This is a genomic window from Microbacterium sp. UNCCL10 (assembly GCF_000746195.1).
GTDB lineage: Bacteria > Actinomycetota > Actinomycetes > Actinomycetales > Microbacteriaceae > Microbacterium > Microbacterium saccharophilum.
In genome coordinates, this window is sequence record NZ_JQKT01000009.1 from 72,236 (window position 1) to 91,814 (window position 19,579).

Annotated in this window: 12 protein-coding genes; 5 read left to right on the plus strand and 7 right to left on the minus strand. The window is 71.7% G+C overall.

What is annotated here, in order from left to right:
• Positions 1-99 precede the first annotated feature (99 nt).
• Both rpoC and rpoB read right to left on the minus strand, forming a co-directional pair.
• Positions 100-3,975, minus strand: a complete 3,876-nt coding sequence (gene rpoC / locus BR85_RS10810; protein ID WP_028496548.1) for a DNA-directed RNA polymerase subunit beta' — start codon at positions 3,973-3,975, stop codon at positions 100-102.
• A 41-nt stretch (positions 3,976-4,016) separates the two neighbouring features.
• On the minus strand, positions 4,017-7,514 hold the full coding sequence (gene rpoB / locus BR85_RS10815) for a DNA-directed RNA polymerase subunit beta (RefSeq protein WP_028496549.1): 3,498 nt from the start codon (positions 7,512-7,514) through the stop codon (positions 4,017-4,019).
• Between the two features lie 313 nt (positions 7,515-7,827).
• On the opposite strand from rpoB, the gene BR85_RS14940 reads away from it, so the two are divergent.
• The gene (locus BR85_RS14940) at positions 7,828-10,458 is read left to right on the plus strand and encodes an ATP-binding protein (RefSeq protein ID WP_051526300.1); all 2,631 of its coding nucleotides are present in this window, start codon (positions 7,828-7,830) and stop codon (positions 10,456-10,458) included.
• Positions 10,459-10,486: 28 nt separating this feature from the next.
• On the opposite strand, the gene BR85_RS10825 is transcribed toward BR85_RS14940, so the two are convergent.
• From BR85_RS10825 to pxpA, 3 genes are read right to left on the minus strand one after another with little or no spacing between them, the layout of a single operon-like run.
• Entirely contained in the window at positions 10,487-11,059 is a 573-nt protein-coding gene (locus BR85_RS10825; protein WP_028496550.1) for a hypothetical protein, read from the minus strand.
• 10 nt (positions 11,060-11,069) lie between these two features.
• Positions 11,070-12,740, minus strand: coding sequence for a 5-oxoprolinase subunit B/C family protein (locus BR85_RS10830; protein ID WP_036272855.1), 1,671 nt, complete (start codon positions 12,738-12,740; stop codon positions 11,070-11,072).
• Positions 12,737-13,492: a 5-oxoprolinase subunit PxpA gene (gene pxpA / locus BR85_RS10835; RefSeq protein WP_028496552.1), complete on the minus strand. Its 756-nt coding sequence runs from the start codon at positions 13,490-13,492 to the stop codon at positions 12,737-12,739. Before pxpA ends, BR85_RS10830 begins: the two co-directional genes overlap by 4 nt.
• 326 nt (positions 13,493-13,818) lie before the next feature.
• On the opposite strand from pxpA, the gene BR85_RS10840 reads away from it, so the two are divergent.
• From BR85_RS10840 to BR85_RS10850, 3 genes are all read left to right on the plus strand, one after another.
• The gene (locus BR85_RS10840; protein ID WP_028496553.1) at positions 13,819-14,682 is read left to right on the plus strand and encodes a spermidine synthase; all 864 of its coding nucleotides are present in this window, start codon (positions 13,819-13,821) and stop codon (positions 14,680-14,682) included.
• Positions 14,683-14,789: 107 nt separating this feature from the next.
• Positions 14,790-15,317 (plus strand): hypothetical protein, encoded by a 528-nt coding sequence (locus BR85_RS10845; RefSeq protein ID WP_028496554.1) that lies wholly within the window; start codon positions 14,790-14,792, stop codon positions 15,315-15,317.
• Between the two features lie 29 nt (positions 15,318-15,346).
• A complete protein-coding gene (locus tag BR85_RS10850) occupies positions 15,347-15,835 on the plus strand; it encodes a SprT-like domain-containing protein (protein WP_028496555.1) in 489 nt (162 codons plus the stop codon).
• 16 nt (positions 15,836-15,851) lie between these two features.
• Here the strand turns inward: BR85_RS10850 and BR85_RS10855 are convergent, their stop codons facing one another.
• Positions 15,852-16,493, minus strand: coding sequence for a 2-phosphosulfolactate phosphatase (locus BR85_RS10855; protein WP_028496556.1), 642 nt, complete (start codon positions 16,491-16,493; stop codon positions 15,852-15,854).
• Complete coding sequence (locus BR85_RS10860; RefSeq protein ID WP_028496557.1) at positions 16,490-18,961, minus strand: glycoside hydrolase family 3 protein; 2,472 nt, start codon at positions 18,959-18,961, stop codon at positions 16,490-16,492. Before BR85_RS10860 ends, BR85_RS10855 begins: the two co-directional genes overlap by 4 nt.
• 93 nt (positions 18,962-19,054) lie before the next feature.
• Here BR85_RS10860 and BR85_RS10865 point away from each other — a divergent pair, with 93 nt between their 5' ends.
• A complete protein-coding gene (locus tag BR85_RS10865; protein WP_028496558.1) occupies positions 19,055-19,579 on the plus strand; it encodes a hypothetical protein in 525 nt (174 codons plus the stop codon).

The following is a 19,579-nucleotide window of genomic DNA, read 5'->3' on the forward strand; positions in this document are numbered from 1 at the left end:
CGCTCCGAGGAGCCGCGGAACGGGAACGCCGAAGGCCCCCGGCATGATGCCGAGGGCCTTCGAGTGAGGGATGCCGGTGGGTGACCACCGGCATCCGCCTCAGTTGTACGTGCCGGGCGTGAAGTCGTCCGTCGAGAAGCTGTCGAAGTCGACGAAGCTCAGGTCGGCGTCGCTGTACGCGCCGTCCGAGGCGAAGATGCGGTTGGGGTACCGCTCGCTCTTGGCCTCCTCCGTCGCCTCGACCACGACGTTGCGGTACTTCGCAAGGCCGGTGCCGGCGGGGATGAGCTTTCCGATGATGACGTTCTCCTTGAGGCCGACGAGCGGGTCGCTCTTGCCCTCCATGGCCGCCTGCGTCAGGACGCGGGTGGTCTCCTGGAACGATGCCGCCGACAGCCACGACTCCGTCGCGAGCGACGCCTTCGTGATACCCATCAGCTCGGGACGGCCGGACGCGGGACGCTTGCCCTCGGCCACCGCCTCGCGGTTCATCTGCTGGTAGCGCTTGAAGTCCACCAGCTCACCCGGCAGCAGCGTGGTCTCGCCGTGGTCGACGACGGTGACCTTGCGCAGCATCTGGCGCACGATGACCTCGATGTGCTTGTCGTGGATCGGCACACCCTGCGAGCGGTACACGCCCTGGACGCCGTTCACGAGGTACTTCTGCACCTCGCGGGCACCCATGACACGCATGACCTCCTTGGGGTCGAGCGTGCCCACCAGGATGGGCTGGCCGACCGTGACGCGCTGACCGTCCTCGACGAGGAGGGTGGCGCGCTTGAGGACGGGGTAGACGTGCGGCTCGTCGCCGTTGTCGGGCGTCAGGATGACCTTCTTGGCCTTGTCGGTCTCGTCGATCTTGATGACACCGTCGGCCTCGGCGATCGGGGACGCACCCTTGGGGGTACGGGCCTCGAACAGCTCCTGCACGCGCGGCAGACCCTGCGTGATGTCATCGGCGGACGCCGAACCACCCGTGTGGAAGGTGCGCATCGTCAGCTGGGTGCCGGGCTCACCGATCGACTGGGCCGCGATGATGCCGACGGCCTCGCCGATGTCGACGAGCTTGCCGGTCGCGAGCGAACGGCCGTAGCACTTCGCGCAGACGCCGACAGCCGAGTCGCAGGTGAGGACCGAGCGGACCTTGATGGACTCCACGCCGCCCTCGACGAGCGCGTTGATGAGCACGTCGCCCACGTCGTCGCCGGCGGAGGCGAGCACCTCGCCCGAGGGGCTGACGACATCCGCGGCGAGGGTACGGGCGAACACCGAGTTCTCGACGTTCGCGTCCTTCACCAGCGTGCCGTCGGCGCCGGGCGCCGCGATCGTGAACTCCAGGCCCTTGTTCGACCCGCAGTCCTCCTCGCGGATGATGACATCCTGCGAGACGTCGACGAGTCGACGCGTGAGGTAGCCCGAGTCGGCGGTACGGAGAGCCGTGTCGGCCAGACCCTTACGGGCACCGTGCGTCGCGATGAAGTACTCCGCCACCGACAGACCCTCGCGGTACGAGGAGATGATCGGACGGGGGATGATCTCACCCTTGGGGTTGTTCACGAGGCCGCGCATACCCGCGATGTTGCGGATCTGCAGCCAGTTACCACGAGCGCCCGAGCTCACCATGCGGTTGATGGTGTTGTCGGCCGGGAAGTTCGCGCGCATCGCGCCCTGAACCTCGTCGGTCGCCTCGGTCCAGATCTTGATGAGCTCCTGGCGACGCTCGGCGTCGGTCGTGAGGCCCTTCTCGAACTGGCCCTGGACCTTCGCGGCCTGCTTCTCGTAGCCCGCCACGATCTCGGCCTTGTTCGGCGGCGTGAGGACGTCGCTGAGCGCGACGGTCACACCCGAACGGGTGGCCCAGTAGAAGCCGGCGTCCTTGATGCGGTCGAGCGAAGCCGCGACCTCCACCTTCGGGTACTCCTCGGCCAGCTTGTTGACGATCTGCGACAGCTTGCCCTTGTCGGCCTGCTCGCGGACGAACGGGTAGCCCTTGGGGAGCGTGTCGTTGAAGATCGCCTGGCCGAGCGAGGCGTCCACGAGACCGTGGCGCTCGTAGCCCTCGGGGGCTTCGCCCTCGAGGAACGTCAGACCCGGGACGCGGATGCGGACCTTGGCCTGCAGGTCGAGGGTGCCCTCGTCCTTCGCCAGGATCGCCTCGCCGACCGAGCCGAACACGCGGCCCTCGCCTGCTGCGCCCTCGATGACCGTGGTCAGGTGGTGCAGACCGATGATCATGTCCTGGGAGGGCAGGGTCACCGGGCGGCCGTCGGACGGCTTCAGGATGTTGTTCGACGCCAGCATGAGGATGCGGGCCTCGGCCTGGGCCTCGACCGACAGCGGCAGGTGGACGGCCATCTGGTCACCGTCGAAGTCCGCGTTGAACGCGGCGCAGACGAGCGGGTGCAGCTGGATCGCCTTGCCCTCGACGAGCTGAGGCTCGAAGGCCTGGATGCCGAGACGGTGCAGCGTGGGCGCACGGTTGAGCAGCACGGGGCGCTCGCGGATGATCTCCTCGAGCACGTCCCAGACCTCGGGACGGGTGCGCTCGACGGCGCGCTTGGCGGCCTTGATGTTCTGCGAGTGACCGAGGTCGATGAGGCGCTTGATCACGAACGGCTTGAACAGCTCGAGCGCCATCTGCTTGGGCAGACCGCACTGGTGCAGCTTGAGCTGGGGGCCGACGATGATGACCGAACGGCCCGAGTAGTCCACGCGCTTGCCGAGGAGGTTCTGACGGAAGCGGCCCTGCTTGCCCTTGAGCATGTCGGACAGCGACTTCAGCGCACGGTTGCCGGTGCCCGTGACGGGGCGACCACGGCGGCCGTTGTCGAACAGCGCGTCGACGGCCTCCTGCAGCATCCGCTTCTCGTTGTTGACGATGATCTCGGGGGCACCGAGGTCGATCAGGCGACGGAGACGGTTGTTGCGGTTGATCACGCGGCGGTACAGGTCGTTCAGGTCGCTGGTCGCGAAGCGGCCACCGTCGAGCTGGACCATCGGGCGCAGCTCCGGCGGGATCACCGGGACGACGTCGAGGACCATCGCGGCCGGGCTCATGCCCGTCTGCAGGAACGAGTTGACGACCTTCAGGCGCTTGATCGCGCGGATCTTGCGCTGGCCCTTGCCCTCGGAGATCTGCAGGTGCAGCGACTCGGCCTCGGCGGCCAGGTCGAACGCCTCGAGGCGACGCTTGATCGACTCGGCGCCCATGTAGGCCTCGAAGTACTGACCGAACCGGTCCTGCAGCTCGTGGAAGACGTCGTCCTCCTGCTTGAGCTGACCGACGGAGAGGTTGCGGAACTCCTCCCAGACGCGCTCGAGCTTGCCGATCTGCTCGTCGGAGCTCTTGCGGATGCCGGCCATGTCCTTCTCGGCGGCGTCCTTGACCTTCTTCTTCTGGTCGGCCTTGGCACCCTCCGCCTCCAGGGCGGCGAGCTCCTCCTCCAGCTTCGCCAGACGCGTGGCGACGCGGGCGTCACGACGGTCGGCGAGGTTCTTCAGCTCGAGGCGCAGGTTCGACTCGTGCGTGGGCAGGTCGCGGTGACGAGCATCCTCGTCGACCGAGATGACCATGTACGCGGCGAAGTAGATGACCTTCTCGAGGTCCTTCGGCGCCATGTCCAGCAGGTAGCCGAGACGCGAGGGGACGCCCTTGAAGTACCAGATGTGGGTGACCGGCGCGGCGAGCTCGATGTGGCCCATGCGCTCACGGCGGACGGAGGACTTGGTGACCTCCACGCCGCAGCGCTCGCAGACGATGCCCTTGAAGCGGACGCGCTTGTACTTGCCACAGGCGCACTCCCAGTCGCGGGAGGGGCCGAAGATCTGCTCGCCGAAGAGGCCGTCCTTCTCCGGCTTCAGCGTGCGGTAGTTGATGGTCTCGGGCTTCTTGACCTCACCAAAGGACCAACGACGGATGTCGTCAGCTGTGGCCAGGCCGATGCGAAGCTCATCGAAAGTGGTTGCGTCGAGCACTAGTTCTCCTGTGTCGAAAATCGTTTGTAAGCCTGGCCGGGTCAGATCTCGTCGATGGACGTGGTCTCGAACCGGGTGGAGATGTTGATGCCGAGCTCTTCAGCAGCGCGGAAGGCCTCGTCGTCGGTGTCACGGAGGTTGACCGCCGTGCCGTCGGCCGAGAGGACCTCGACGTTCAGGCAGAGCGACTGCATCTCCTTCATGAGCACCTTGAAGGACTCGGGGATGCCGGGCTCCTGGATGTTCTCGCCCTTGACGATCGCCTCGTAGACCTTGACGCGGCCCACGATGTCGTCGGACTTGATCGTGAGGAGCTCCTGCAGCGCGTACGCGGCGCCGTAGGCCTCGAGGGCCCACACCTCCATCTCACCGAAGCGCTGACCGCCGAACTGCGCCTTACCACCGAGCGGCTGCTGGGTGATCATCGAGTACGGGCCCGTCGAGCGCGCGTGGATCTTGTCGTCCACGAGGTGGTGCAGCTTCAGGATGTACATGTAGCCGACCGAGATCGGAGCCGGGAACGGCTCGCCGGAGCGACCGTCGAACAGCTTCGTCTTGCCCGAGCGGTCGATGAGGCGCTCACCGTCACGGGTGAGGAGCGTCGAGTCGAGCAGACCCGCGATCTCCGACTCGGCGGCACCGTCGAACACCGGGGTGGCGACCTTCGTGCCGGGCGCGGCCTGGCGAGCGGACTCGGGGAGCTGCTTGGCCCACTCCGGGTCGCCCTCGACCTTCCAGCCCTGCTGGGCGATCCACCCGAGGTGGGTCTCCAGCACCTGGCCGAAGTTCATTCGACCCGGGATGCCGAGCGGGTTCAGGACGATGTCGACCGGCGTGCCGTCGGCGAGGAAGGGCATGTCCTCGACGGGGAGGATCTTCGCGATGACACCCTTGTTGCCGTGACGGCCGGCGAGCTTGTCACCCTCGGTGATCTTGCGCTTCTGGGCGATGTAGACCACGACGCGGCGGTTGACGCCCGAGCCGAGTTCGTCGTCGCCGTCCTCCGCGTTGAACTCCTTGACCGCGATGATCGTGCCCTGCTCGCCGTGCGGCACCTTCAGGGACGTGTCGCGGACCTCGCGGCTCTTCTCATTGAAGATCGCGCGGAGCAGGCGCTCCTCGGCCGACAGCTCGGTCTCGCCCTTGGGCGTGACCTTGCCGACGAGGATGTCACCGGGACGCACCTCGGCGCCGATGCGGACGATGCCGCGCTCGTCGAGGTCCTTCAGCAGGTCGGGGCTGACGTTGGGGAGGTCACGGGTGATCTCCTCCTTGCCGAGCTTGGTGTCGCGCGCGTCGACCTCGTACTCCTCGATGTGGATCGAGGAGAGCGTGTCGTTCTTGACGAGCTCCTGGCTGAGGATGATCGCGTCCTCGAAGTTGTGGCCCTCCCACATCATGAACGCGACGAGGAGGTTCTTGCCGAGCGCGAGCTCGCCGTTCTCCGTCGCCGGGCCGTCGGCGATGACCTCGCCGACCTCGACCCGCTCGCCGGCCGAGACGACCACGCGCTGGTTGTAGGAGGTGCCCTGGTTCGAGCGGTCGAACTTGCGCAGGAAGTAGTCGTGCGTGCCGCCCTCGTCGAGCTGCAGGGTCACGACGTCGGCCGAGACCTCGGTGACGACACCGGCCTTCTGCGCGATGATCACGTCACCGGCGTCGATGGCCGCGGGGCCCTCCATGCCGGTGCCGACGACGGGCGACTCGCTGCGCAGCAGCGGGACGGCCTGACGCTGCATGTTCGCACCCATGAGGGCGCGGTTCGCGTCGTCGTGCTCGAGGAACGGGATGAGCGAGGTCGCGACCGAGACCATCTGGCGCGGGGAGACGTCGATGTAGCCGATCTCCTCGACGTGGAACAGGTCGACCTCGCCACCCTGACCGCGACGGGCGAGGACGCGGTCCTCGGCGAAGTGGCCGTCCTTGAGGGGCGTGCTGGCCGGGGCGACGATGAAGTCGCTCTCCTCCGTGGCCGTGAGGTAGTCGATCTGGTCGGTGACCCGGCCGTCGATGACCTTGCGGTACGGCGTCTCGACGAAGCCGAACGCGTTGATGCGGCCGAAGGTCGCCATACGGCCGATCAGACCGATGTTCGGGCCTTCCGGCGTCTCGATGGGGCACATGCGGCCGTAGTGCGACGGGTGGACGTCACGGACCTCGACGCCGGCGCGCTCGCGCGACAGACCGCCGGGGCCGAGCGCGGACAGCGTGCGCTTGTGGGTCAGACCCGCGAGCGGGTTGTTCTGGTCCATGAACTGCGACAGCTGCGAGGTTCCGAAGAACTCCTTGATCGCGGCGACGACGGGGCGCACGTTGATCAGGGTCTGCGGCGTGATGGCCTCGATGTCCTGCGTGGTCATGCGCTCGCGGACGACGCGCTCCATGCGGGACAGACCCGTGCGGACCTGGTTCTGGATGAGCTCGCCGACGGCGCGGATGCGACGGTTGCCGAAGTTGTCGATGTCGTCGACGTCCAGGCGGATGTCGGTGGTCTTGCCGCCGCGGAGACCCTCGAACGTGACGTCGCCGCGGTGCAGGCGGACGAGGTACTTGATCGTCGCGACGATGTCGTCGACGGTCAGGACCGAGTCGCTGAGCGGCTTGTCGAGGCCGAGCTTCTGGTTGATCTTGTAGCGGCCGACCTTCGCCAGGTCGTAGCGCTTGGAGTTGAAGTAGAAGTTGTCCAGGAGCGCGCGGGCGGCCTCGGCGGCGACCTGCTCGCCCGGACGGAGCTTGCGGTAGATGTCGCGGAGCGCGTCCTCCTTGGTGAGGATCGTGTCCTTGGACAGCGTGTCCTCGATGGAGTCGAAGCCGGCGAACTCGTTGAGGATGTCCTCGCTGGAGAGGCCGAGCGCCTTCAGGAACACGGTGACCGACTGCTTGCGCTTGCGGTCGATGCGCACGCCGACCTGGTCGCGCTTGTCGATCTCGAACTCGAGCCACGCACCGCGGCTCGGGATGACGCGCGCCGACACGATGTCCTTGTCGCTCGTCTTGTCGGGGGTCTTGTCGAAGTACACACCGGGCGAGCGGACGAGCTGCGAGACGACGACGCGCTCGGTGCCGTTGATGATGAACGTGCCCTTGGTGGTCTGGAGCGGGAAGTCGCCCATGAAGACCGTCTGGGTCTTGATCTCACCGGTGAGGTGGTTCATGAACTCGGCCTCGACGTACAGCGGGGCGGCGTAGGTCTTGCCGCGCTCCTTGCACTCCTCGATCGAGTACTTCTCCGGCTCCAGGTACGGGTTCGTGAACGAGAGCTGCATCGTCTCGCCCAGGTCCTCGATCGGGGAGATCTCCTCGAAGATCTCCTCGAGGCCGCTGGTCTCGGGCACGTCGGTGCGGCCGGCGGCCTTCGCCTCTGCGACCCGCGCCTTCCACGTCTCGTTGCCGACGAGCCAGTCGAAGGACTCGGTCTGCAGCGCCAGGAGGTCAGGGACCGCCAGCGTGTCGGAGATCTTGGCGAACGTGAGACGCGAAGCGTCACGGCCGTTCTTGGGGGTGGTGGTGGAATTGGTTGCGTTGCGCGCAGCAGCCAAGGGGATTACCTCCGTGAGCCCGGGCAGGGGCTGGTTTCCTTGTCGTCAGGTGGAGTGCTCCCGAACCCGAAAACCTGCGCAGCACGCGCCGCCGGAATACGACGGGGGCACAACAGGCACAAGCCGACCACCATATGAGGGCAGGGGGAAGGGAGCGCAACTACCCACTATAGCCCGGGCGACGCGCCATGTCCAGCGAGATTCTTGATTTGTCCCCGATGCTGCGGTATAACCGCGCGATCACGCGGCGTCGGGCCGCGAGATCCGCCGGAAACCCGTGGCGCGAGCGCGGACGGAAGGCCATGATGTCCCCATGACTGGGGTCATCCGCCCCGTGATCCGCACGCCCGACCAGCGGATCCGGGTCTTCGTCAGCTCCACCCTGCGCGAGCTCGTCGATGAGCGCCGCGCCGCGCGGTCGGCGATCGAGCGCCTCCACCTCGCGCCGGTGATGTTCGAGCTCGGCGCCCGCCCGCATCCCCCGCGCGAGCTGTACCGCTCGTACCTGGAGCAGAGCGACGTGTTCGTGGGCATCTACGGCGCCAGCTACGGCTGGGTCGCACCGGACGAGGAGGTGTCGGGGCTGGAGGACGAGTACAACCTCGCGCCGCGGGACATGCCGAAGCTCATCTACATCAAGGCGACCGACCACCGCGACGAGCGCCTGACGGAGCTCATCGCCCGCATCCAGGCCGACGACACCGCCGCCTACCTCCCGTTCACGGCGGCCGACGAACTGGAGTCCCGGGTCGCCGCCGACCTGGCGACGCTTCTCGCGGAGCGCTTCGACGAGTCGCGGCGCACGCCGGAAGGGGACGATCCGGCCGCCGCCGGCGCCTCGCCGGCGGCGCGCATCCCCGTGCCGTACACGACGACGATCGGGCGCGAGGACGACCTGGCCGCCGTGCGGGAGATGCTGGCGCGCGGCCACGACCGCGTCGTGAGCCTCATCGGCCCCGGCGGCATCGGCAAGAGCCGTCTCGCGATCGAGCTCGCCCTGGGCGCCCGGGACCTCTTCCCCGACGGGGTGTACTTCGTGGCGCTGGAGAACGTCCTGGAGCCGGCGCTGCTGATCCCGACGATCGCCTACGGTCTCGGCATCCGCGACAACGGCGAAGCCGCGCTCGAGGGCCGCATCGCACGGGCGCTGGAGGACCGGCGCGTCCTGATCGTGCTCGACAACTTCGAGCAGATCGTCGACGCCGCCCCGCTGCTCGTGCGACTGTACGACCTCGCGCCGCAGGCGACGTTCCTCGTGACGAGCCGCATCGTGCTGCGGATCCGCGGGGAGCGGGTCTACGACGTGCGCGCCCTCACGACGCCTGCCGACGGGGCCCCCGCCACGCGGGAACGGGCGGGGATGTCGACGGCGTGCGCCCTCTTCGCCGACCGCGCCCTCGCCGCCAAGCCCGGCTTCGCCCTCACCGAGGACAACGCCGGCGCGGTCATGGACATCTGCCGGCGCCTGGAGGGGCTGCCGCTGGCGATCGAGCTCGCCGCCGCGAAGGTGCGGATGCTGTCGCCGCAGGCCATCGCGGAGCGGCTGAGCCGTGCCCTCCCCCTCCTGACGGCGGCCGTCCGCGACATGCCGGAGCGGCACCGCACGATGCGGGCCACCCTGGAGTGGAGCGTGAGCCTGCTGACCCCGGCGCACCGGGCGCTCCTGGAGGACCTCGGGGTGTTCGCGGAGCGGTTCACGTTCGAGGCCGTCGAGGCCATCGGCGCCGGACGCGACTGGGAGGCCGAGGTCATCGACGGCCTCGCGGCGCTCGTGGACAGTTCGCTCGTCACACAGACCGACATCGACGGGCGGAGCGTCCTGTCGCTCCTCGCGATCGTCCGCGAGTACGCCATCGACCGGCTCAAGGAGCGCGGCGAGGCCGACCTCATGCGGGCCGCGCACGCCGACTACCACCTGGCCCTCGTGCGGCGGATCGCGCCGGAACTGCGGGGCCCCGGGCAGGAGGCGGCGTTGGCCGAGCTCGGCCTGCAGCTGGCGAACCTCCGGGCCGCGGTGCGGCATCTCGTCTACATCGACCGGCTCGACGACGCCGGCGACCTCGCGTGGGCGCTCCTGATCTACTGGTGGATCATGGGCCTGTTCGCCGGCGTGCGGGTGTGGATGCTGGAGCTGCTGGGCAAGGACAAGCCGATGACGCAGCACACCCGCGCCGTCGCATGGTTCTACGCCCTGTGGGGCGAGCTGTGGCAGCGCCCCGCGCAGGAGGTCGTCGCCGGCCTCGGCGAGGTGGCGCGGCTGTTCGGCGAGGCGGGCGACGAGGACGCCGCCGCCATGGCGTTCGCGGCGCGGGCGACCGCGCGCGTGCAGCTGCCCGACCCCGACATCGATCTCGCCGAGCGGGAGCTGAACGAGGCGGTCGAGCGGCTGCACGCCGTCGGAAACGCGTGGGGCGAGGCGATCACGCGCGTCTCCCTCGGGAGGGTCGCGTGGCTCCGCGGGTCACGCGAAGACGCGCTCGCGCACTTCGAGCGGGCGAGCGCCATCGCCGACGCGGGCGGCGACCTCTTCACCCGGTCCATCGCGGGCAACCAGAAGGGGCGGCTGCTCATGGTCGGAGGCGCCGTGGACGAGGCGGAGGCGGTCTTCGTCCGGACGCTGCTGGACTCGCTGCGCCTGCATCACGAGGAGGGCGTCGCCTACGGCCTCGAGGGACTGTGCGCCGTCGCCGCGGCGCGCGGCGACGCGCGGCGCGCCGGCGAGCTCTCCGCCGCCGCGACCACCATCCGCCATCGCGTGGGCGTCTTCGACGTCGAGGCGTTCACGGTGCACGCGCTGTCGCTGGACGCGGCCCGCGCGAAGGCTCCGGCCCTCGTCGCCGAGGGCGAGGCCAGCGGCGCGGAGCTCACCCTCACCGAGGCCGTCGCCCGCGCGCTGCCCCCGCGCGAGCTCGCCACGGCGCAGGAGCAGCTCGCGCGCTGGTGACCGAGGCCGGCTCGCGCGGCGGGTCCGGTCAGCTCCAGGTCCAGGAGGCGAGGACCGATTCGGCGATCTCGTCCCGGTCGGCGTCGGAGACCGTGGGGCTGAAGGAGAACGTGACGACGTAGGTCTGCCCGTCCGCCGTGACGTAGAACTGGTCCACCACGTACTCGGTTCCCTCCGATGCCAGCGCGGCGGAGAGGTGCGCCGACTCGGAGCCGGCGACGGTGATGCGGTCGCCGATCTCGACGTCGGTCGCGCCGACGCCCTCGAGCTCCTCGACGCCGAGGGTCTCCACCTGTTCGGGCGTCACCTCGCCGGCCGGCGAGAGGATCACGTTGACGTTGTCCGAGAACCCGTCGGCGTCGTCGAGGTCGGCGGCGAACGCGTCGGGGTCGAAGCCCTCGATCTCCTGCTCGGGCTCGCCCCACCCCTCGGGCACCTGGAAGGAGTAGCCGGTGCCGGAGATCGTGTCGCCGGTCGCCGCGGACGTGCCGGGGTCGGCGGCATCCGTCGGGTCCGCCTCCACGGCGGGGGACGACGAGCATCCCGCCAGTGCCAGCAGGGCGACGAGGACGAGGGGGACGGACTTCGTTGTGCGCGACATGCGGTCAACCCTAGGCGGGCCAGGGCCCGGTCCGCGCGTGCCGGAAGCGCAGTGTCGTGCCGGGGCGCGCCTGCGCCAGCGCGTCGCGTCCGGCATCCGTCACCACCGCGATGACGGGATAGCCGCCGGTGACCGGCCCGTCCGCGCCGAGGATGACAGGGCGGCCGGCGGGTGGGACCTGCAGGGCGCCGGGGGCCATCCCCTCGCTGGGGAGCTCGTCGGTGCGCACGCGGTCCAGGAGCGGTCCGTCGAGTCGGATGCCGACGCGGTCCGCCTGACCGGTCACGGTCCAGGCCGCCTCGAACAGGGCGGCGAGCGCGGGCGGGGCGAACCAGTCGGCGCGGGGCCCCGGGGCGAGCTCCACCTCGATGAGGTCGTCTCGGGGCGGGCTCCACGGGTGCAGGTCGTCGGGCGGGACGGGGCGCGCCGCGGCGGCGGCGAGCGCGAGCGCGGAGCCGGCGGCGAGGGGGGCCGGGCCGAGCCCGGACAGGATGTCGGTGCTCCGGGACCCGAGCGCCGCGCGGGCGTCGAGGCCGCCGCGCACCGCGAGGTAGCCGCGCGCGCCGCGCGTGAACCAGTCGACCTGCAGCTCCGCGCCGGCCGGCCACAGGTGCGCCTCGTACGGCGCGAGCTCGCGACCGGCGCAGCGGATCGGACCCCACGCGCCGGTCACGGCGACCCACAGGTCGGTGTGCGCGACGGCGCGGAACCCGCCCAGCGTGATCTCGACCCCCGCGGCGCCCTCGTCGTTGCCGACGAGCCGGTTCGCGGTGCGCAGCGCGGCGCGGTCCAGCGCACCGGAGACGGCGACCCCCTCCGCGGCGTGACCGGGGCGGCCCTGGTCCTGGACGGTGGCGAGGAGCCCGGGCTCGCGGATCGTGAGGGCGGGGGTGGGGGTCAGGTTCGGGGTCGCCGGGACGCGAGGCACGGGCGGGGTGGAGTCGGCGCGGCCGCGAGACGCGGAGGGGGTGGAACCGGGAGGCGGGGGCGCACCGGCCGTGCCGGCACGGTCGGCAGGGGCGGCGCCGGTCACGGGTGCGGCGCCGCTCACGGCATCCGGAACCTGCGGCACGAACCGCACGCGCGCACCCGGTGCGAGGAGGGCCGAGGTGCCGGCATCCGGGTCGAAGAGCGGGGCCGGCGTCGTGCCGATGAGCTGCCAGCCGCCCGGCGTCTCGCGCGGGTACGCCCCGCTGAACGCGCCGGCGAGCCCCACGGCGCCGGCCGGCACGCGGGTGCGCGGAGTCGCGCGGCGGGGTACGTCGAACGGCCACCCCTCGCTCACGAGGTAGCCGAAGCCGGGGGCGAAGCCGGTGAACGCGACCGTCCACTCTGCGGCGGCGTGCCGGGCGGTGAGCTCCGCGGGGGTGAGGCCGAGCAGGTCGGCCGTCTCGGCCAGGTCGGCGCCGTCGTACGTGATCGGAAGCTCGACGAGGGAGGAGGGCGCCGGCGCGGCGGCCGGCGCCTCCGCGGCGGCGGTGATCCACGCCCGCGCCGCCGTGAGCGGCAGCGCGCCGGGGTCCACGCGGACGAGGACCGTGCGGGCCGCGGGGACGATGTCGACGACCCCGGGCGGGGGCGCCGCCGTCAGCTGTGCGTGCAGGTCGAGCACGGCGTGCAGGCTCGGGACCTCGGCCAGGACGGCCCGGTCGCCGAACGGCAGCAGGCGGAGGCCGGTCACCACGGCGCGCGCACCGCCACACCCGCCGCGTCCAGCGCCGCACGGACGGCCCGCGCCATCGCGACGGCGCCCGCGGTGTCGCCGTGCACGCAGAGTGACACGGCATCCACCCGCACGAGGGTCCCGTCCGCCGCCTCGACGACACCCTCCCGCACGAGCCGCACGGCGCGGGCGGCGACGGCATCCGGGTCGTGCAGGAGCGCGCCCGGCTCGCCGCGCGGGACGAGCGAGCCGTCGGCCCGGTACCCGCGGTCGAGGAACGCCTCACGGCGGAAGGGCAGCCCGCGGGACTCCGCCGCACGGGCGATCGCGCCGTCCAGGCCCAGGACGGGCAGCGGGCGGCCGAGGCGCGCGGCGACGTCCGCGACGGCGGTCGCGACGGCGGCGGCGGCAGCGGCATCCGCCGTGACCGCGTGATAGAGCGCGCCGTGCGCCTTCACGTAGCGGAGGTCGGCGCCGGCGCCGACGAGCGCGGTCAGCTGCGCCGCGACCTGCGCGCGGAGCGTGGCGGGGTCGACGTCCTGCGCGGCGCGGCCGAATCCCGCGCGGTCGAGGTAGGACGGGTGGGCCCCGACGGCGACGCCGCGGCGGGCAGCGCGCTCGACCGCGTCGCGCATCGAGGCGGCGTCTCCCGCGTGGCCGCCGCACGCGACGGAGGCGCTGGAGACGACCTCGAACATCGCCTCGTCGTCGGCCGTCGGCATCCCATCGACCGTCTCGCCGAGGTCCGCGTTGAGGTCGATCGCCGCCATGCCCCCACGGTAGCGCCGTGCCGGCGCCTCGGCCCGGTCGCGGCATCCCGGCATCCCGGCATCCCGGCATCCGCTGAGAAACCACATCGAGCATGAGACACCACGACAGGCGTGGTTTATCACGCCGGATGTGGTTTCTCCCCGCTCCGAACCCCGCTGACGGCGGCGCACCGGTACAGGCTCGCCGAACCCGTACGAGAACCGCGCCAAAGTCGCATGGGGCCGGCGAGCCAGTGTTGGTTCGACGGGCCGGGCATGGGATGGCGGAGGCCCGGGCGGCCCGGGAGGCGTGGGGCCCTGAGGGGGGGCACGACTAGCGTGGGGGGATGGCGCGCGCACACGTGGAGGATGCGGGGCCGTCGCGGCGCCTGTCCGACGGCACGATCGCGCGCATCCTCCCGAGCCGCTTCGCCGGCGGCTTCGAGCTCGACGTCGACGGGACCCCGCAGTCACACGTCGACCTCGACGACCCGACGCACCTGCACTTCGAGTACATCGCGCGGATGGCGGCCGTCATCGACCTGCTCGGGATGCCGGGGCAGCCGCTGACCGCCGTGCACCTCGGGGCCGGCGCCCTCACCCTCCCGCGCTACCTCGAGCACACCCGCCCGGGCTCCCGCCAGCAGGTCGTGGAACTCGAGCAGCCGCTCGCCGACCTCGTGCGGGAGAACCTGCCGCTCCCCCGCGGCGCCCAGGTGCGCATGCGCATCGGCGACGCGCGGGCCGTCGCGCAGAAGATGCCGCCGGGACTGATCGGCGCCGCCGACCTCGTCGTCTCCGACGTCTTCGCCGGGGCGCAGACCCCCGCGCACCTCACGACCGTCGAGTACTACCGCATCCTCACGCGCCTCCTCGCCCCCGCGGGCGTCCTGCTCGTCAACGTCGCCGACGGCGCCGGGCTCGCGTTCGCGCGACGCCAGGTCGCGACGGTGCGCGCCGTCCTGCCGGAGGTCATCGTGCTCGCCGAGGTGCAGACGCTCAAGGGCCGCCGGTTCGGGAACCTCGTGATCGCGGCGTCGCCTGCTCGCCTCCCGGTCGAGTGGCTGCCGCGTCTCATGGCCGCCGGCCCGCACCCGGCGAAGGTCGCGCAGGGCACCGAGCTGGACGAGTTCGCGCGCGGCGCGCGGGTCGTGACGGATGCGGATGCCGCCCCGTCGCCGAAGCCCGCGGCGTCCGTGTTCGAACGCTGAACCCGGTTCCGACGCCGAGGTCGACGGCACGCGGCGTGCCTCGCCGGATGCGGCGGACCTCGGGTGACACTGGAGGCGCGAACCGGCACGCGCGAAGGGAGACGACGGTGAGCTACATCCTCGGGTACGACCCCGACACCCTGCGCGAGCAGGTAGATCTCCGCCGCTGCAAGGACCGTCTCGACGAGCTCGGCGACCAGCGGAGCCTCCCCGCGCTCCTCGAGCGCGTCTGGCTGCTGAAGGTCCTCGGCAAGCTCGAGGACGCGCTCGTCGTCTCGGAGCAGGCGGTGCGGGTCGCCCGCATGGCCGGCACCCGCAAGGACCTCCTCCGCGCCCGTGTGCTGCACGCGACGGTGCAGCAGTTCCGCGGCGCCTACGCGGCCGCCGTGCACGAGCTGAACATGTGCACCGAGGAAGCGGAAGGGCAGGGCTGGACGGCCCTTGCGGCGTTCGCCTGCCAGCACCGCGGCAAGGTCCACTACGACGCCGGCGACTACGGCGCCGCGCGCGCCGACTTCAAGCGGGCGTTGTTCCTGCGGCAGGAGTCCGGAGCGCCGGAGGACCAGCTGGAGTCCACGCTCCTCGCGATCGAGGCCGCCGACCGGCGTCGGCACGCGGCATCCGTCGCCAGCTGAGTGTCCGACCCACGCTCTATCGTCCCGGCATGACCGATCTGCACGTCGTCCGCCGCGAGGCGGAAGCCCTCATCGCGGCGCACCTCGACGCGTCGTGGTCGTTCGCGTTCGACAACGCGAAGCGCCGCGCCGGCGCCTGCGACTACACCCGCAAGCGCATCACGGTGTCGCGGTACCTCGCCGCCCGGTTCGACGACGAGGAGAACCGGCAGGTGCTGCTGCATGAGGTCGCGCATGCGCTCGCCGGGGCGAAGGCCGCGCACGGCGCCGCCTGGAAGCGGACGGCGCGCTCGATCGGGTACACCGGCGGCGTGACGCACCACGGCGAGACGGCCACGGAGCTCGCGCCCTGGGTCGGCGTCTGCCCCGCCGGGCACACCGCCTACCGGCACCGCCGCGCCACCCGCGCGACATCGTGCGCGAAGTGCTCGCCGGTCTTCGACGAGCGGCACCTGTTCAGCTGGCGGCGACGCGAGATCACCGCCGCGACGCGGCTCGCCGCGATGACGCCGCGCTGAGCCCGACGTCCGGGGCTCAGGCGTACGCCGTGAACCGGCCGCCCCGGAAGACCGGGACGCAGGTCGCGGCATCCGTCGTCGCCGCGGCGACGACCTCGTCCCGCACCCCGCGGTCGATCAGCTCCTGGCCGGAGCCGCTCGCCGTGAGGAGGTGCCGCACCGCACCGCGGAGCCCGCGGAACGCCTCGCCCGCCGCGGCCGCCTCCGGCGACGTGTGGTCGAGGCCGAGCGCACCGAGCGCGTCGACGACGGCGCCGGCCCCCAGCAGGTCCTCGACCGCGAACCGCAGCGGCGCGCCGGCCGCACGGCCGGCCAGCTCCCCCGCCGCGATGAGCGCGATGCTCGTCCGGGCGCCGCGGCGCCGCTGCTCGGCGAGGATCGCGTCCGCGACGGCGGCGGCGTTGCGCAGGGCCCCGAGCATCACGACGGTGCCGGACGCGGCCGCGTGCGCGGCCACCGCCGCGCCGTTCAGCGACACGGCGTGCGCGTCGGCATCCAGCGCCACCGACTCGCCTGCCGCGACCCGGTCGATCACGGTCGACGAGAAGCGCAGGACGTCGACGACGACCGTGACGTCGGCCGGAGCGAGGCGGTCGTAACCGGCCACGCCCCAGTCGAGACGGACCTGGTAGCGGGACTGGTCGAAGGGGGAGCTCACGCCTCCAGGCTACGGGCGTCGATGACCGGCTTGAGCGCGAGCACGAGGCGCAGCACGTTGCGCGCCGAGCGCTGCAGCTCGCCGAGCGTCAGGCCGTCCGGGCGCGCCAGCGACTCGAGGATCGTGTCGTCGGCGTAGTCGCCCGGTCCGGCCTCGGTCTTCACTCCGCCGGGCATGAGCACATCGACCTGCGCGCGGACGCGGTAGGCGTTGTCCGCCAGCGCCGGGAAGTCGGGGTCCACGGCCTCCTCCATCCACCAGTCGGTGATGACGCAGCCGGCGTACCCCCACTCCTGGCGGAGGATCGTCGTGACGAGATCGTGGTGATAGTGCGACCACACCCCGTTGACCTGGTTGTACGAGGTCATGAGCGCAAGCGGCTCGGCTTCGCGGACGCAGATCTCGAACCCGCGCAGGTAGATCTCGCGCAGCGCCCGCTCCGAGACGCGGGAGTCGTTGCGCGTGCGGTTGGTCTCCTGGTTGTTCGCGGCGAAGTGCTTCGGGCAGGCCGCGACGCCGTTGGACTGGACGCCCGTGACGACCGCGGCCGCCATCCGGCCGGTCAGCAGCGGGTCTTCCGAGAAGTACTCGAAGTTGCGGCCGCAGAGCGGGTCGCGATGGATGTTCATGCCCGGGCTCAGCAGGACGTCGGAGCCCTTGCGGATCATCTCCTCGCCGTGCAGCGCCGTGAGCCGACGGACGAGCGCCGTGTCCCACGTGGATGCCAGGGCGGTGCCGGACGGCAGGAGCGACGCGTAAGCGGAGAGGCGGATGCCGCTGGGTCCGTCGGTCGTCGTGACCGGCGCCACGCCCTTCGCGCGCAGCGAGGGGGACACCCCGCCGAGGACGCCGGCGTTCCCGGCGGCGCCCAGCGCACTGTGCATCGTCACGTCGCCGCGGGCCAGGAGGGCGAGCTCCTCGGCGCTCAGCTGCGCGACGAACTCGTCCAGGCTCGCGGCGCCGGCGGCGACGGCGTCCAGTGTGATGCCGCGGTCCCCCGTCATCGGCGTCTCGGCGGGAAGGCCCGCGGTGATGCGCTCGGCACGTGCGACGGTCGCGGTGGGGACGTCCTCCCACGCGACGACGGCGCGGCCGTCCTCGTCGCGGGCCAGCGTCATCCGGCGGAACGGGGCCGACGGCGAGGGCGCCGCGGCCTCGGACACCTGGCGGACGACGCGGAGCTCATCGATCGTCACGACGGCCGCCGGCGCCGCCGAGCGCACGTCGGTGCCGACGAGGAAGCGGTAGTGGCCGGCCTCGAGCACCCACGCGCTGCGATGTCCCGTGGCTCCCGAGTCGTCGTAGGAGGCGAGGTCGTCGAGGCGGACCGCGAGCTCGAGCCGCTCGGCGGCGCCGGGGGCCAGCTCGCCGGTCTTCGCGAACGCCGCGAGGCGGCGTGCGGGCTGCCCGAGGCGCCCGTCCGGCGCGGCGACGTAGACCTGCACGACCTCGCGCCCGCTGTGCGCGGCGCCGGTGTTGCGGACGTCGACGGCGAGCCGGAGGCCGGCCTCGTCCACGGTCGTCTCGGCGACCGTGACGTCGAAGGTCGTGTAGCCGAGGCCGTGCCCGAAGGGGTACTGCACGCGCTCGGGCGCGAAGGTCTCGAACCAGCGGTAGCCGACGAAGATGTCCTCGGCGTACTCGTTGGCGTCTGGGTCGCCGAAGTTCGCGGCGCTCGGGTAATCCTCGTAGGACCACGCGATGGTGTCGGTCAGCTTGCCGCTCGGCGAGACCTCCCCGGCGAGCACGGCGGCCACCGCGCGCCCGCCCTCCATGCCGCCCTGCCAGGCGTACAGGACCGCGCCGATGCGGTCGCCGTAGTCCGCGATCCACGAGAGGTCCATGACGTTGCCGGCGTCGAGCACCACGACGGTGTGCGGGAAGGATGCCGTGACGGCGTCCAGCATGGCGCGCTCGTCGCCCGTGAGGTGGAAGCTGCCGGGAGCCCGGACGCTCTCCCGCGCCTCACCGGCGGCACGCCCGATCACGACGACCGCCGTGTCGGCGCGCTCGGCGGCCGCCGCGGCGACGGCCGGGTCCAGCGGCATCTCCGGGAAGTGGTGGGGCCACTGCCCCCACGTGCCCTCGAAGGCAGGACGGTGGGCGGCGCACCAGGCGGTGTACAGCTCGGCGGTCGCGGCATCCACCGCCACGCCCGCGTCGCGCAGGCCGGAGAGGAGGTTCCAGACGTACGGCACCTTCACGTCGCCGCCCGACCCGTAGCCGACGGCGAACCAGTCGATCTGCACGCGCCCGAAGACGGCGACGGGGCGCCCCGCCAGCGGCAGCGTGCCGTCGTTGTGCAGCAGCACGAGACCGTCGGCGGCCGCCTGCCGCGCGACCTCGGCGAGGGCGGGGTCGAGGGTGGGATCGGTGTCCTCGAGCAGCGTGGAGATCTGCGCGACGGATTCGACCGGCGTCACAGCGTGCGAGCGGTCACCGGATTCAATGGCGGGAGAGAGGGGCATCGGTGTCCAAGGGTGTGTCGTGGCGGTCGTCATGGGAGCGCTCCCATCCGATCTCTCACTCTAGACGGATTCGGCGTGATGCGACACTGGACCATGCGGATCCTTCTGAAGCTCGTCCTCGACTGCGACGCGGATGCCGCGTGGCGGGCGCTGCACTCCCCCCGGGCCGTCGCCGAGCTGTACGCACCCCTGCTGGGCATGCAGCCGCTCGAGGCGCACCCGGCGACGTCGATGACGGTCGGCGCCGACGTGCCCGTGCAGCTGACGTTCGCCGGCGCCATCCCGGTCGGCCGGCAGCTCATCCACGTGAGCGAGCGCTACACGGAGGACGCGCGCGGCCCCGTCCGGATCCTGCGGGACAGCGGCATCCCGCTCACCGGACCGCTGGCCGCGCTGGATGTCTGGGACCACCAGATGGCCGTCTCCCCGGCCCCGGGCGACCCGACCAAGACTCTGTGGCGCGACCGGCTCGTCGTCGGCGGTGCCGCGGCGCTGCCGCTCTGGCCCGTGCTGTGGGCGACGTGGCAGTGGCGCGGCGCGCGGCTGCGGCAGGTGGCGCCGTCCTGGGCGCACGACCCCGAGCCCGCCGCGCACGGCGACGGGGATGCCGCGGCCTGA

What these genes read in the sequence shown, in the direction of transcription:
- BR85_RS14940 (WP_051526300.1), top strand. Translation starts at nt 7,828, where the DNA reads ATGACTGGGGTCATCCGCCCCGTGATCCGCACGCCCGACCAGCGGATC.
- BR85_RS10825 (WP_028496550.1), bottom strand. Translation starts at nt 11,059, where the DNA reads ATGTCGCGCACAACGAAGTCCGTCCCCCTCGTCCTCGTCGCCCTGCTG.
- pxpA (WP_028496552.1), bottom strand. Translation starts at nt 13,492, where the DNA reads ATGGCGGCGATCGACCTCAACGCGGACCTCGGCGAGACGGTCGATGGG.
- BR85_RS10840 (WP_028496553.1), top strand. Translation starts at nt 13,819, where the DNA reads ATGGCGCGCGCACACGTGGAGGATGCGGGGCCGTCGCGGCGCCTGTCC.
- BR85_RS10850 (WP_028496555.1), top strand. Translation starts at nt 15,347, where the DNA reads ATGACCGATCTGCACGTCGTCCGCCGCGAGGCGGAAGCCCTCATCGCG.
- BR85_RS10860 (WP_028496557.1), bottom strand. Translation starts at nt 18,961, where the DNA reads ATGCCCCTCTCTCCCGCCATTGAATCCGGTGACCGCTCGCACGCTGTG.
- BR85_RS10865 (WP_028496558.1), top strand. Translation starts at nt 19,055, where the DNA reads ATGCGGATCCTTCTGAAGCTCGTCCTCGACTGCGACGCGGATGCCGCG.